Genomic DNA, 12,844 nt, shown 5'->3' on the forward strand with positions numbered 1-12,844 from the left:
GCCAGAGCGCTGGCCGCCGCCCGCGCCAAACGCGACGCCGCAGCACCCGCCGCCGCACACGAACTGCTGTCCATCGCCGAAGTCGGACCACTGACCGATCTGCAGCACGCGCAGGTCGCCCGGCTGCGCGCGCAGATGGAGTTCGTCCGCGCCCGCGGCGGCGATACCCGCGCCAAGCGGCTCGCCGACACCGCACCCGCGCTGCTCGACGCCGCGAAGCAGCTGACGGGTGTCGACGACTTCTCCTCGCGCGAAAGCTATCTCGAGGCCATCGCCGCGATCATCTTCGCCGGGCGGCTCGGTGATCCCGGTGCGCTCACCGATGCCGCCGCGGCCGCCCGCACCGCGATCGGTGACGCCGAGGACTTCGCGCGGGCAGTCGACTATCTCCTGCGGGGGTGGGCGATCCGCATCACCGACGGCGTGCGGGCGGGCAGCCCGGCGCTGCGGGCGGGGCTGGACCACATGCGCGTCCAGGCCCGGTCCGACGACGTACACGTGCTGCGCTGGCTGGTGCCCGCGTTTCCGGTGCTGCAGGAGTCCGCGGCACTCGAACTGTGGGACGAGGGGCTGCTCGACGAACTGTCCGCCGCCGCGGTGCGCCGCGCGCGCGAGGCCGGTGCGCTGGCCGGGCTGCCGCAGACGCTCGGATACCGGGCCGGCTTCCACCTGCTGACCGGCGAATTCAACACGGCCGCAACGCTCATCGAGGAGGCGCAGTCGATCATCGGGTCGACCGGCTACTACTCGCCGATCACCCATCAGTCCATGCTGCTCGCCGCGTCGCGGGGAGTGCCGGCCGATGCCGTCGACATGTTCGACGCCACCACCGCCGAAGCCGGTGCCCGCGGCGAAGGCCGGCTGCTCGGCGTCGTCGGCCACGCCGCCGCCGTGCTCTACAACGGGCTGGGCCGCTACGAGGAGGCGTACGCCGCGGTCAGCGACGCGGCCGCGCACGAGGACCTCGGAATCCACGGCTGGGCACTGTTCGAACTGGTCGAGGCGGCCGTGCACACCGGTGAGCGGGCGGCCGCGGTCAGGGCGCTGGCCGCACTGGAGGAGCGCACCCTCGCCGCGGGGACCGACTGGGGACTCGGGGTGCTGGCCAGCACGCGGGCCCTGTTGACCGACTCCGCGGACGAGCACACTGTCGACGCCCTGCACACCGAAGCCGTCGAACGGCTCACACGCACGAAGGTCGTCGTGCACGTGGCGCGGGCCCAGCTGCGCTACGGGGAATGGTTGCGCCGCATCAACCGTCGCATCGACGCGCGCAGGCAGCTCAACGCCGCGCACGACCTGTTCAGCCGGATGGGCGCCCAGGCGTTCGCCGAGCGGTCGCGCCGCGAACTCCTGGCCACCGGTGAGAAGGTGCGCAAACAGCCGATGGCCTCCGGTGACCGGCTGACCGCCCAGGAGGCGCAGATCGCCAAGCTGGCCGGTGAGGGCCTGACCAACCAGGAGATCGGCGCGCAGCTGTTCATCAGCACCCACACCGTCGAGTGGCACCTGCGCAAGGTGTTCGTCAAGCTCGGCGTCACCTCGCGCCGGCAGCTGCGCACGGTCTCGTGGGCCGTCTGACCCCTGACCCCGGGGTGTCCACCACGGACCACTGACCACGGACCACGGGTTTCCAAGGGTCCCCCCGGGCCCCGCAGCCGCGAGTCTGAGTAGGACATCGACAGCCCACTCACTCGGAGGTTCACCGTGAAGGTCGTAGCAACCGGCACCACCGCGACGGCCCGGCCCGACGCCGAGCTCGCCGCCCACTTCGCCCGCGGCGTCGAGCCGCTTCTCGACGTCCTGCTGCGCGGCGCACGGAGGTTGACGCGCAATGACGCCGACGCCGAGGACCTGCTGCAGGACACCCTGCTGCACGGCTTCGCGGGATTCCACAACTTCCGGCCCGGCACCAACCTGCGGGCGTGGCTGTTCCGGATCCAGTACAACCGCTGGGTCAGCACGTACCGCAGCAAGCAGTCGCGGGTCACCGAGACCGCGTTCGACGAGATCCACGACTGGGACCTGGCCGCCAGCGCGTCGCACGAATCGGCCGGCCTGTGGTCGGCCGAGGACGAGGTGTTGAATCGACTGCCGGACAACGACATCAGGGCGGCTGTGCAGAGCCTGCCCGAGGGCTTCCGTGCCGCGGTGTACTACGCCGACATCGAGGGTTACACCTACGCCGAGACCGCCGCGCTGATGGGCGTCCCGATCGGGACCGTCATGTCGCGGATCTACCGGGGCCGCGAGCGGTTGCGTGTCGCGCTGGCCCACCGCGCCAAGCGCGTCGACGCCGCCGCCGACCACCAAGCCGCCTGAGGAAGCGAGAAGACCGATGCCGCAGAACAAGGAATACGACGACGCCTGGCACACCGCCCTGACGGTGCTGCAGGAAGTACAGCCGCCATTCATCCCGGCCGGCGCGCATGCGATGACGGTGCACATCGAGTACCCGCCGGCCAACCGCGGCACCCCGCCGCACCGGCACCCCGGCGGCCCCGCGTTCGGCTACGTGCTCGAAGGCGAGATGCTGTTCGAGTTGGAGGGCGCGGCGCCCCGGGTCGTGCGGGCGGGCGAGGCGTTCTGGGAGCCCGGCGGTGACGTCATCCACTACCAGGACGGCAACAACCGCGACGACGTGAAGGTCCGCTTCACGGTCACCATGCTGTGCGTGCCGGGGCAGCCGATGCTCGAGCTGGTCGGCGAGGAGGAGCTGGCGCAGCGCCGGCACCTGCGCGTGGCGGCCGCGCCGGGGGAGCGCTAGATCATCTCCCTGCGCGTCAGCCATCGCAGGATCGGCCAGCCAAGGAACACCGGCAGCCAGCACGTCAGCACCCGGTAGAGCAGCACCGACGGCACCGCCACCGCGGCGGGCACGCCGAAGGCGGCCAGGCCGCCGATCAAGGCTGCCTCCACGGCGCCGACACCGCCGGGGGTCGGCGCCGCCGACGCGAGCGTGCCGCCCACCATCGTCACCACCGTGACCGTGACCAACGACACGTCGCCGCCGAACGCCGAGATGCTGGCCCACAACGCGAACGCCGCACCGAGTGTCGTTGCCGCACAACCGAGGACGATCAGCGCCAACCGCCACGGCTCCCGCGCCAGCGCTGCCAGGTCACCGAGCAGTTCCTGCAGCCGTGGCCGCACCGCCGTCGCCAGCCAGCGCCGCAACTTCGGCACGAACAGGAACGTCCCGAGCAGGCCGAGTGCCACCCCGCCGACGAGATACAGCAGCGTCGCCGACGGCACGAACTTCGACAGGTCGGCAGACGCGCCCGCCACGGCGCTGAACAGGATGAGCAGCGAGACGTGCGTGATCACCTGTACCGACTGCTGCAGCGCCACCGCGGTGGTCGCGCGCAACGCCCCCAGCCCGCCCTTCTGCAGGAACCGCGTCGACAGCGCAAGCCCGCCGACTCCCGCAGGCGTCGTCGTCGCGGCGAAGGTGTTGGCCACCTGCATGACAGTCAGGTACCGGAACCTGATCAACCCGTCCGAACACGCCCACAGGGCCGCCGCCGCCCCGAGGTACTTGAGCGCCGACACCGCCAGCCCGAGCAGCGCCCACCACCAGTTCGCTGTGCGCAGCTCGGCGGCGAAGGTCGGCACCGTCGCGAGGAACGGATACGCGACGTAGACCAGAGCGCCGAGCAGCACCAGTTGGATGATTTGCCTGCGGGTGAACCGGGTGATGTTCTCCGCCTGGATCTTGTCGGCCCCGGTCTGGCGCATCACCTCCTCGCGCGCGGACTCGATGACCGCCTTGCCGTCGGCCACTGCGGTTCGGATACGCTGCGGGACAGCGGATTTGGTCAACCGGCCGGATGCGGCCAGCACCTCGTCCCTGCCGAAGGCCTCGATCGCCGCCTCGACTGCGGATTTCGGGTCGTAGACGCCGGCCGTCGTTGTCAGCAGCTGGGCGATGTCGGACTGGAGCTGGGCGTCGGTGGCGCCGTACTCCGCGTAACCGAACCCGCCGAACAGCACTGTGCCCTCGTCGACGGTGATCTCGCTCGCCCGCAGGTCGCCGTGCGCGATCTGGTGCTCGTGCAGCACCCGCAGCGCTCCCCACACCTTCGACAGCGGGGTGTCGGCGTCGAGTGGGTGGCCGCGCACCGGCGAATGCGTGTACAGCGTCCAGCCGCGTTCGAGCGTGGCGATCGCCACCGTGGCGGTGTTGGCGACGCCGAGATCGCCGATCGCGATCGCCATCAGCGCTCGGTGTTCGACCGTGCGGTGCATCGACGCGTGCAGGGGAGCGGGCTCGCTCGACCGCAGCCGCAGCTTGCGCCAGATCTGGCGCAACGCGCCGCCGCTGCGCTGATTGGGCCCGTACATCTCGACGGTCAGCCGGGCGCCGGACTCGGCGGTCGCCGTCAGCAGCAGCGGCCCCCGGCCCGCCGGGCGGGTCACCGTCAGCGCGGTCACCACGAACCCGCGCCGCGCCATCCTGCGCAGCGCACTGTCCAGTGGCACCTCCAGCGCCGGTGTGCCGACCACGAGCACCACCAGCGCGCCGACGAACCAGCCCGCCGCCAGCCCCAGCACCGACCGGGCAGGCACGACGGCCGAGACCACCAGGTGGATCGGCACGAACGCCAGCAGCAGCGTCCACCACCATCGCCGCCATTTCGCAGGCAGCCACGGCCCCGACACCGTGAGCACCGCCGCCAGCATCGCGATCCAGCGCGGATCGTCGAGGAACTGCGAGAGCTGGGTGTCGAGCCGGTCGTTCAGATCGAAATGCCATTGCGGAGCGGCGATCCCGTTTCCGGTGATGGACAGCGCCAGGCCCGCGATGAACGCCGCGGCGGCGTAGGCGCCGAGCAGCCGCCACTGCCTGCCGACCAACAGCCCGAACAGGATCATGAACGGCAGGGCCAGGATCGCCAGGCCGTAGACCAGATAGACCAGATTCGACTGGGTGGGCGTCAGGAAGCTGACGATCTCCGAGATCGACCGTTCGAGTGCGTCCCACTCGTAGCGGGTGATCAGCGAACTGGTCACCACCACGGCCAGCACCACGGTCGCGACGGCCAGGCGCAGGATGTCGTTCGTCCGTCGGGTCAGCGGCTGGAGAAGGCTGCCCGATACGGTGATTTCCCGCCCGTCGACCCGCATGATGCACCGATCTTCTCAGATCGGCCGGCGGCGATCGTGACGCACGGCCCCGATGTGCTCGTCAAATACTCCGACGTAGAGGAGGCTGGACTGATGACCTCCGCACCACGACACCCGGGAGCGTCCGGCGCCCGGCAATCGTCGGCCTGACGTGGCCGGACATGGGCAGCTGCGCGCCGCGGTCGACGGCAGGCGCGGCACGGCGGCGGCGAACAACCTCTGCGAAGCGTGCGTGGCGCTGCTCGACATCGACGCCGCGGCCATCTCGCTGATCTTCAGCGGTGCCAACAGCGCGACCTTGGGCAGCAGCAGTGACCTGGCCCGGCAGTACGACGACCTGCAGTTCACCTTCGGCGAGGGGCCCTGTCTCGACTCGATCGCCCGCCGGGCCCCGGTCTTGGCGTCCGACCTGGCGCACCCCGAGGAGGTGCGGTGGCCCGCCTACGCACCGGCGCTGCTGTCCCAAAGCATCCGGGGCGTGTTCGCGATGCCCGTCGTCATCGCCGGTGAATACGTCGGGGCACTCGACCTGTTTCGTCAACGACCAGGCCCGCTGCAGGCGGAGGAACTCTCCGGCGCCTTCGTCGCCGCCGAGGTGGCCGGCATCCCGCTGCTCGACCTGCTGGACGGGGACCTGCAAGCCGCTGCCAACGACCCCGGTAGCGACGCCTGGGCCGAGCTCAACGCGCTGTCTCGGGCCGAAGTCAGCCAGGCCACCGGCATGCTCGTGGCGCAGCTCGACGTGGACCCCACCGAGGCGCTGGTGCGGCTGAGAGCGCATGCGTTCGCCACCGGCCGTAGCGCCACCGACGTGGCGCGCGACATCCTCGACCGCCGCCTACGGCTGGACGCCGACTGACATGCCTGCGACCACGATCGCGACAAAGGAGGCCACATGACCGACACGCCTCGCGAGACCCGCGTCCTGGAGGCGGTGGTCAAACTCGTGGACAGCCTGCTCGACGACTTCGACGTCGTCGACCTGCTCACCGAGCTCACCAAGCAATGCGCCCAGCTCCTCGATGTGACCGCCGCCGGAATCTTGCTCGCCGACCCCCTGGACCAACTGCGATTGGTGGCCGCGACGTCCGAGCAGGCCCGCGAGCTCGAGCTGTTCCAGCTTCAGGCCGACGAAGGACCGTGCGTCGACTGCTACGCATCGGGTCAGCCCGTCTCGATTGCCGATCTCCAGACTGAGAGCCCCCGCTGGCCGCACTTCGTGCCCGCGGCGGTGGACGCGGGCTTCGTCGCGGTGCACGCGGTCCCGATGCGGGCCGCCGGCATCGTGCTCGGGGCGCTCGGACTGTTCGGCACCCACCGCGGCGAACTGAACGAGGCCGACCGGCTGGTCGGACAGACCCTCGCGCACGTCGCCTGCGTGGCGCTCCTGCAGGAACATCCGGCCAACCCGTCGACGGTGTTCGGCAGGCTACGGGCCGCGCTGAGCAGCCGGGTCGTCGTCGAGCAGGCCAAGGGGTTCCTGCGTGAGACCCTCGACGTGTCCATGGACGAGGCGTTCACCCTGCTGCGGTCCTACGCGCGGGCCCACAACGAGCACCTCACCGACATCGCGCGACGACTGGTGACCCAGCGCGCCGAGCGCCAGGCGCTGCTGTCGGGCATCGCTGCCCTGCGCGTGCACCCGCCGGGCTGATCAGCCCCGGATCCGGGCGCGGGCCCGTCGGACAGCCTCCTCGACCATCCTGTCGGCGACGTCGCGGAGTTTGGCGTTCTCGGTCTGGCTGATCCTGATCAACCGGTCGAAGGCCTCCTCCGCCGTGCCGCCGGTGCGGCTGCGCAGGATCCCGATCGCCTGATCGATGACGGCACGGCTCTCCAGCGCCCGGCGCAGTTGATCGGTGCGCTTCTGCGCCCTGGCCAGCAGCCTCGCGTTGTACACCGACACCGCCGCGGGCCCGGCGAACTGCGCACCCAGCGTCACGGCATGCTCGGCGAACGCGTCGCGCTCGAACGCATAACCGTTGATGGCGCCGATCACCTCGTCACCGACGATCAGCGGCAGCGACAGCGCCGAATGCACGCCCATTCGGGCGACGCGCCCGCCGAAGTGCGGCCAGCGCGGGTCGCAGCCCAGCGACCCGCTGACCACCGGGCAACGCGACCGCATGCTGGTGATGCACGGCCCCTCGCCGGTGGTCTCGTACTGCACGCTGTCGATCTCACGGACGAAGTCCGCGGTGACGGCCCAGCTCTCGATGCGCGGGGTGTCGCCGACGTTGTCGACCACGGTCAGGCCTGCGCCCTGCATGCCGGGAATCGCCTGCACGGCGAACTCGGCGACCTCCTGCATCAGCTCGTTCACCGGCTTCGCACCGGCCACGATGCCCGCCACGCCACTGAGCCCGGCGTACAGATCGGCCTCGTGCTCGTCCAGTTCGGCGCGCGACAACTCGGGCTCGGGTGGGACCGCCCGGCCTGGCTGGCATTCGTAGTCGTGCATTTGGGGTGAATCTACCCAACGCCGGCCACTGGGGCGGGAACCTCGCTCAGGTGACGAGGGTCAGCGCGTGTGCGCGCCGCAGCTTGCCCGAAGGCGTCTTCGGGATCGTGCCCGGTTCGAGGACCACGACGTTGCGGGGCCGCGCGTTCACCTCGGCGACGACCTCGTGCGCCACCTGGCGTTCGATGCGGCGCACCTCGTCGGGGTCCTGGTAGCTCTTGGACTCCACGGCGACGGCGAACGTCTCCCTGGACCGTCCGGCGTCGAGCCGCACCGCCACCGCGCAACCGGGCCGCACTCCGTCGACCCGCGCCGCGGCGCGCTCGATGTCGGTGGGGTAGATGTTGCGGCCGGCCATGATGATGACGTCCTTGATCCGCCCGCAGACCACGACCTCGCCGGTCTCGGTCAGGTAGCCGAGGTCACCGGTGTCGTACCAGCCCCGCTCGTCCTGCGCGGCGATGAAGCCACCCACCGTCATGTAGCCCCTGGTCACCGGCGTGCCGCGGGTCTCGATGACGCCGACGGCCCTGGGCCGCATCTCCGCCCCGTCCTCGTCGACGACGCGCACCTCGAGGCCCTTCAGCGGCTTACCGAGGGACACCAGCCGGCGGGTGTGGCCCTTGTTCGACGGCACCGCGCGGTGCAGGACGGACAGCAGATCGGCGTCGACCTCGTCGACCACCATGCCGCCGCCGCACTCGGAGAACGACACCGCCACCGTGGTCTCGGCCATGCCGTAGGCCGGGATGATCGCTTCGCGGCGCAGCCCGAAGGGCGCGCCGGCATCGCAGAGGTCCTCAACGTCGGCCGGATCGACCTGCTCGGCCCCGGACAGTGCCCAGCGCAGCGATGACAGATCGAAGTCACCCGGCTTGGCCTGGCTCCGCAACCGCTTGGCAAACAAGTTGTAGGCGAAGTTCGGGGCGGCCGTCATGGTGCCCTTGTACTTGTCGATGAGCTTGGCCCACAGCAGCGTGTCGCGCAGGAAGTCGATCGGCGTGACCTTCACCAGCTCCGCGCCGAAGTACATCGGAACGGTCAGGTAGCCGGTCATGCCCATGTCGTGGAAGCACGGCAGCCAGCTCACGATCACGTCGGTGTCGATGTCGAAGTCGCAGCCGACGATCATCGCCTCGGCGTTGGCCACGATGTTGGCGTGGGTGATCAGCACCGCCTTGGGCGATCCCGTCGAGCCTGACGTCAGCTGCATGAGCGCGACATCGTCGTCGTCGGTGTCGATCGGGTCGATCGGTGCGCTCTGCAGCAGGTTCTCGATGGTCAGCACCGTGATCCCGATGCTCTCCAGGACCGGCGCGGCGGCCATGAACGGGTCGGACACCACCACGGCCTTGGCCGCGATCATGTCGATGACCGCGGTGGTCTCCTCGGCCCAGCGCACCAGGTCGGTCCGCGGTGTGGGCTGGTGCAGCATGGTCACGCTGGCGCCGCGCATCCAGGCGCCCTGCGCGGTCGGCGCGATCTCCACCGGGGCGCCTGCCAGCACCGCGACGGCGTCGCCGTGACCGATACCGGCCGCGGCCAGGCCACCGGCCACCTGACGGGCGCGCTGGTGCACCTCCGCCCAGGTCTGCCGGATGGGTGCGTGCGGCTCGCCGGTGTTGAGGCCCTTCAGGCTCCACTGGGCGTTGCGGTACATGGTCTCGGTGAATCTGCTCACGACAGTCCCTCCGGTTGTTGCGCCGTAGGAGGCGGCATCGGTGACATCCCGCCATGAGCAGGGCAAAGGCGCCCGTTCGGCTCAGGTAGGTGAGTTGTGGGTGGTGACGGAAACTCGTCGGTGGGTGAACCCTTCGCGTTCACTTCGGATGGTCCGTCGCCCCGGTAGAGGCACGGTGCTATGCGTGTCAGACGGTCTGACTGTACGGAGTCATGCGCCATCGAACGAGCACCCTCGCGTGTCGTCGTGATAACGATTGAACCCCCCTGGCAAGAGACTCCCCAGCCTCTCGGGCACCGTAAGACGGCCGCGGTCACGTCGTGAGGACCCTCGCGGCGGGGAGCGTTTTCCGCACTCGCCACCGTGACGTTCCGCTTGGCTGGGTTGTCAACCGCGTCCGACGGTACAGCGCGACCCCCCGGAATGGAATTCGAACCGCGGATGAAGTGTTTGCCCGGCTCGCTCCGAAGGCCGGCTCAGCCGTGCAGTCGCTGTCGCAGGCCCGACGCCCGCACCACCCGCCTGCCGATCGCCGCGCGCACCGCCCGCTCCGATCCCACCACCCGGACGCGCTGCCTGGCCCGTGTCACCGCCGTGTAGAACAGCTCCCGCGTCAGCAGCCTCGACTCTTCCGGCGGCAGCAGCACGGTGATCTCCTCGGCCTGGCTGCCCTGGCTCTTGTGGATGGTCATCGCGTGCATCGTGTCGACCTCGGACAGCCGGCTCGCCGCGAACGTCTGCGATCCGACAGCCACGCTGAGCCCGTCGCCGTCGGCGATGGCCACGCCGGTGTCGCCGTTGTACAGGCCGAGGCCGTAGTCGTTGGCCGTCACCAGCACGGGCCGCCCGGCGTACCAGTCCGTCCAGATGGCTTCACCCGTCGCGTCGGTCAGCCACCGCTGCACCTGGCGGTTCCAGTGCTGCACGCCGTACGGGCCGCGTCGGTGCGCGCACAGCAGCCGGTGCTCGTCGAGCGTCTGCAGTGCGACCGGCGCGTTGCCGAGGATCGCCGCCTCGCGCAGTCGAAGTGCCTGCGGCAGGAGCACGGTGCGAAGGCGCTCGCCCGGATCGTCGGTGTCGAGCCAGGCGATGTGCTCACCGCCGGCGCGCAACACCTCGACCACCCGGTCGGCGTCGCCGTCGCGGATCGCGGTGGCCAGCCCGCCGATCGTCTCGCCGAACCGCCACGACGTGACCAGCGTCGCGATGCGCGCGTCTCCGCGACCGCCCAGTCCGTCGACCAGGTCGGCGAGCACGGCGCCCGCCTCCACTGACGCCAGTTGGTCGGGGTCGCCGACCAGAAGCAGGCGGCTGTCCGGCCGCACCGCCTCCAGCAGCCGGGCCATCAGCGTCAGCGACACCATCGACGTCTCGTCGACGACGATGACGTCGTGCGGCAGCCGGTTCTCCCGGTGGTGACGGAACCGCGACGAGTTGTCCGGCCGCGACCGCAGCAGCCGGTGCAGCGTGGACGCCGAGAGTTTCGGCAGCCGGTCGCGGTCGGCCTGGTCGAGCCTGCCGACCTCGAGGAGCACCGCCTCCAGCAGCCGCGCGGCGGCCTTGCCGGTCGGCGCGGCCAGCGCGATCCGCAGCGGGGGCCTGCCCGCCAGGGCCGCCTGCTCGGCCAGCAGCGCCAGCAGGCGCGCGACCGTCGTCGTCTTGCCGGTGCCCGGCCCGCCGGTGAGGACGGTCAACGGCTGCGTCAGCGCGACGTGCGCGGCGCGGCGCTGCTCCTCGGAATCGGGGAACAGCCGCGTCAGGTCGGGCAGCGGCGCGGTGTCCGACGGCGCCAGCAGTGCCAGCACGTCGTCACGGACCTGCTGCTCCTCGCGCCAGTACCGGTCCAGGTACAGGAGGTCGGCCGCGGCGTCGGAGTTCAGGCGCAGCACCGGCGGGTCGGCGACCAACGGGCTCGCGCGCACCGCGGCCAGCCAGGCGCCGGGCGCCGGCCACGGCAGGTCGGGCACGCCGACCTGGTCGGGCACCGACCGCAGGTCCACGCACACCGACCCGCCGCGCAGTGCCCGCACCGCGAACGCCACGGCCAGCGCCACCGACTCGTCGGGCTCCTTGCCGAGCACGGTGAGGCGCCGCGCCACATGGACGTCGGCGGCCTCGAACACCCCCGCATCGGTGAACTCGCCGAGCGTGCCCGCGGCGGCGACCGTCATACCGGAGCGCCACCGTTCTTCAACCGGACCATGCGCGCGGTCGAGCTCTCGTCGAGCTCCACGAGATCCGAACGCGACCGCAGGAAGTCACTGAACGACTTGAAGCCGAGCGACTTCTCGCTGAACGACGGGTCCATCCGCTTCATCTGCGCCTTGACCGCCGAGTTGTGCAGCCAGTCGACGTCGTCCTTCTCCAGGCCGATCTGCAGCGCCCTGGTGAGCAGTGCGGTGGAGCGTGTCTGGGGATCGGGCTCGTCGCCGTCACCGGAATTGTCGGCCTTGCGGGTGCTCCTGCGGCGCTTCGGCGCGGCGGCCTCTGCGGGTTCGGGGTCGGGCTCGAACACCGGTACGCCGGGCAGCGCGTCGTAGGTGACGAACTCGTCGCACGCCGCGGCCAGGGAGCGGGCCGACGAGCCGGCCACGCCGATGCCGACGACGTAGCGGCCGAGGCGCTTGCAGCGTTGCGCGAGCGCGATGTAGTCCGAGTCGCCGCCGACGATGACCACGTGGGTGAGGTCCGGCAGCCGGAACATGTCCTCGACCGCGTCGACGGCGAGGCGGATGTCGGCGCCGTTCTTGCCGTAGGCCGCGGCGGGGAACAGCTGCACCAGGTCGACGGCGCGGCCCACCAGTTGATCGCGGTAGTTGGCGTTGACGTCCGACGACCAGTCCGCGTAGGCGCGGGTGAGCACCAGCGTGCCGAAGGACGACGCGAAGTCGATGACCGCGCCGACGTCCACCTTGGCCCGCTGCAGCTTGTCCGCGAACTCGCCGGCGTCCTTGGTCTTGTCGCGCTGATAGGAGTTGCGGCCGTTGACCTGGTCGTAGCGCGAGATGACGATGTTGTCGAAGTCGAGGTAGACCGCGACGCGCGGGTTGGCCGGTTCCGTCATCCGATCAGTGTGGGCCATCGACGGCACGTCCAGCCGCGATCCCCGCAACTGTGGCGGCGCGTCACACCGAGGCGGCGGCCGTCCCGGGGTGCTCGTCGCAGATCTGGAGCACCCTCGTCACCATCGGGTTGGCCAGCACCGTCCACTCGATGCCCGCTTCGGCGCACCAACCGTCGATCGCGGCGATCGCGTTGATGCCGGCGGTGCTGAAGAACTCGAGGCCGCGCAGATCGAGGACCAGGCGGCGACAGTCGGCGGTGCGCCGCCACACGTAATCGGCGAACTGGTCGTGGTTCGAGGCGTCCAGGTCACCGGCGACGGCGATCCGGACCGCCTCGGGGTTGAGCTCCTCGGTGGTCATCGACAGGCGTCCGACCGCTGGTTCGACAGCGGAGAACCGGGCGATGGGCTCGGCGATCGACGAGGTGATGACGGTCGCCGAGAATGATCGGTGCCGGATGGGTGCGGTGGAAGCGGTGATGGGAAATCAACTCCGAAAGTCGCTGCGCAG

The 12,844-nt window shown here is 70.6% G+C and carries 11 protein-coding genes; 5 read left to right on the plus strand and 6 right to left on the minus strand.

Annotation, left to right across the window (positions count from 1 at the left end; translation table 11 throughout):
* From Q2100_RS02455 to Q2100_RS02465, 3 genes are all read left to right on the plus strand, one after another.
* The coding region (locus Q2100_RS02455) for a helix-turn-helix transcriptional regulator (protein WP_302912732.1) at window positions 1-1,581 on the plus strand (1,581 nt) is incomplete at its 5' end.
* A gap of 126 nt (window positions 1,582-1,707) precedes the next feature.
* Window positions 1,708-2,322 (plus strand): sigma-70 family RNA polymerase sigma factor, encoded by a 615-nt coding sequence (locus Q2100_RS02460; protein ID WP_302912733.1) that lies wholly within the window; start codon window positions 1,708-1,710, stop codon window positions 2,320-2,322.
* A 16-nt stretch (window positions 2,323-2,338) separates the two neighbouring features.
* Window positions 2,339-2,767 (plus strand): cupin domain-containing protein, encoded by a 429-nt coding sequence (locus tag Q2100_RS02465; protein ID WP_302912734.1) that lies wholly within the window; start codon window positions 2,339-2,341, stop codon window positions 2,765-2,767.
* On the opposite strand, the gene Q2100_RS02470 is transcribed toward Q2100_RS02465, so the two are convergent.
* Window positions 2,764-5,127: a lysylphosphatidylglycerol synthase transmembrane domain-containing protein gene (locus Q2100_RS02470; RefSeq protein WP_302912735.1), complete on the minus strand. Its 2,364-nt coding sequence runs from the start codon at window positions 5,125-5,127 to the stop codon at window positions 2,764-2,766. The genes Q2100_RS02465 and Q2100_RS02470 overlap by 4 nt on opposite strands.
* A 151-nt stretch (window positions 5,128-5,278) precedes the next feature.
* On the opposite strand from Q2100_RS02470, the gene Q2100_RS02475 reads away from it, so the two are divergent.
* A complete protein-coding gene (locus Q2100_RS02475) occupies window positions 5,279-5,986 on the plus strand; it encodes a GAF and ANTAR domain-containing protein (RefSeq protein ID WP_302912736.1) in 708 nt (235 codons plus the stop codon).
* Window positions 5,987-6,022: 36 nt separating this feature from the next.
* Window positions 6,023-6,781: a GAF and ANTAR domain-containing protein gene (locus Q2100_RS02480; RefSeq protein WP_302912737.1), complete on the plus strand. Its 759-nt coding sequence runs from the start codon at window positions 6,023-6,025 to the stop codon at window positions 6,779-6,781.
* On the opposite strand, the gene Q2100_RS02485 is transcribed toward Q2100_RS02480, so the two are convergent.
* The 5 genes from Q2100_RS02485 to Q2100_RS02505 form a co-directional block, all read right to left on the minus strand.
* Entirely contained in the window at window positions 6,782-7,588 is an 807-nt protein-coding gene (locus Q2100_RS02485) for a GAF and ANTAR domain-containing protein (protein WP_302912738.1), read from the minus strand. It abuts the gene before it with no gap.
* A gap of 46 nt (window positions 7,589-7,634) precedes the next feature.
* Window positions 7,635-9,269 (minus strand): fatty acyl-AMP ligase, encoded by a 1,635-nt coding sequence (locus tag Q2100_RS02490; protein WP_302912739.1) that lies wholly within the window; start codon window positions 9,267-9,269, stop codon window positions 7,635-7,637.
* A 476-nt stretch (window positions 9,270-9,745) separates the two neighbouring features.
* A complete protein-coding gene (gene recD, locus Q2100_RS02495; protein ID WP_302912740.1) occupies window positions 9,746-11,440 on the minus strand; it encodes an exodeoxyribonuclease V subunit alpha in 1,695 nt (564 codons plus the stop codon).
* Window positions 11,437-12,333, minus strand: coding sequence for an NYN domain-containing protein (locus Q2100_RS02500; RefSeq protein WP_264011714.1), 897 nt, complete (start codon window positions 12,331-12,333; stop codon window positions 11,437-11,439). Before Q2100_RS02500 ends, recD begins: the two co-directional genes overlap by 4 nt.
* Before the next feature lie 61 nt (window positions 12,334-12,394).
* The gene (locus tag Q2100_RS02505; RefSeq protein WP_302912741.1) at window positions 12,395-12,694 is read right to left on the minus strand and encodes an STAS domain-containing protein; all 300 of its coding nucleotides are present in this window, start codon (window positions 12,692-12,694) and stop codon (window positions 12,395-12,397) included.
* Between the last annotated feature and the right edge of the window lie 150 nt (window positions 12,695-12,844).

Origin of the sequence: Mycolicibacterium arseniciresistens (assembly GCF_030519285.1) — a bacterium.
Taxonomy (GTDB): Bacteria; Actinomycetota; Actinomycetes; order Mycobacteriales; family Mycobacteriaceae; genus Mycobacterium; species Mycobacterium arseniciresistens.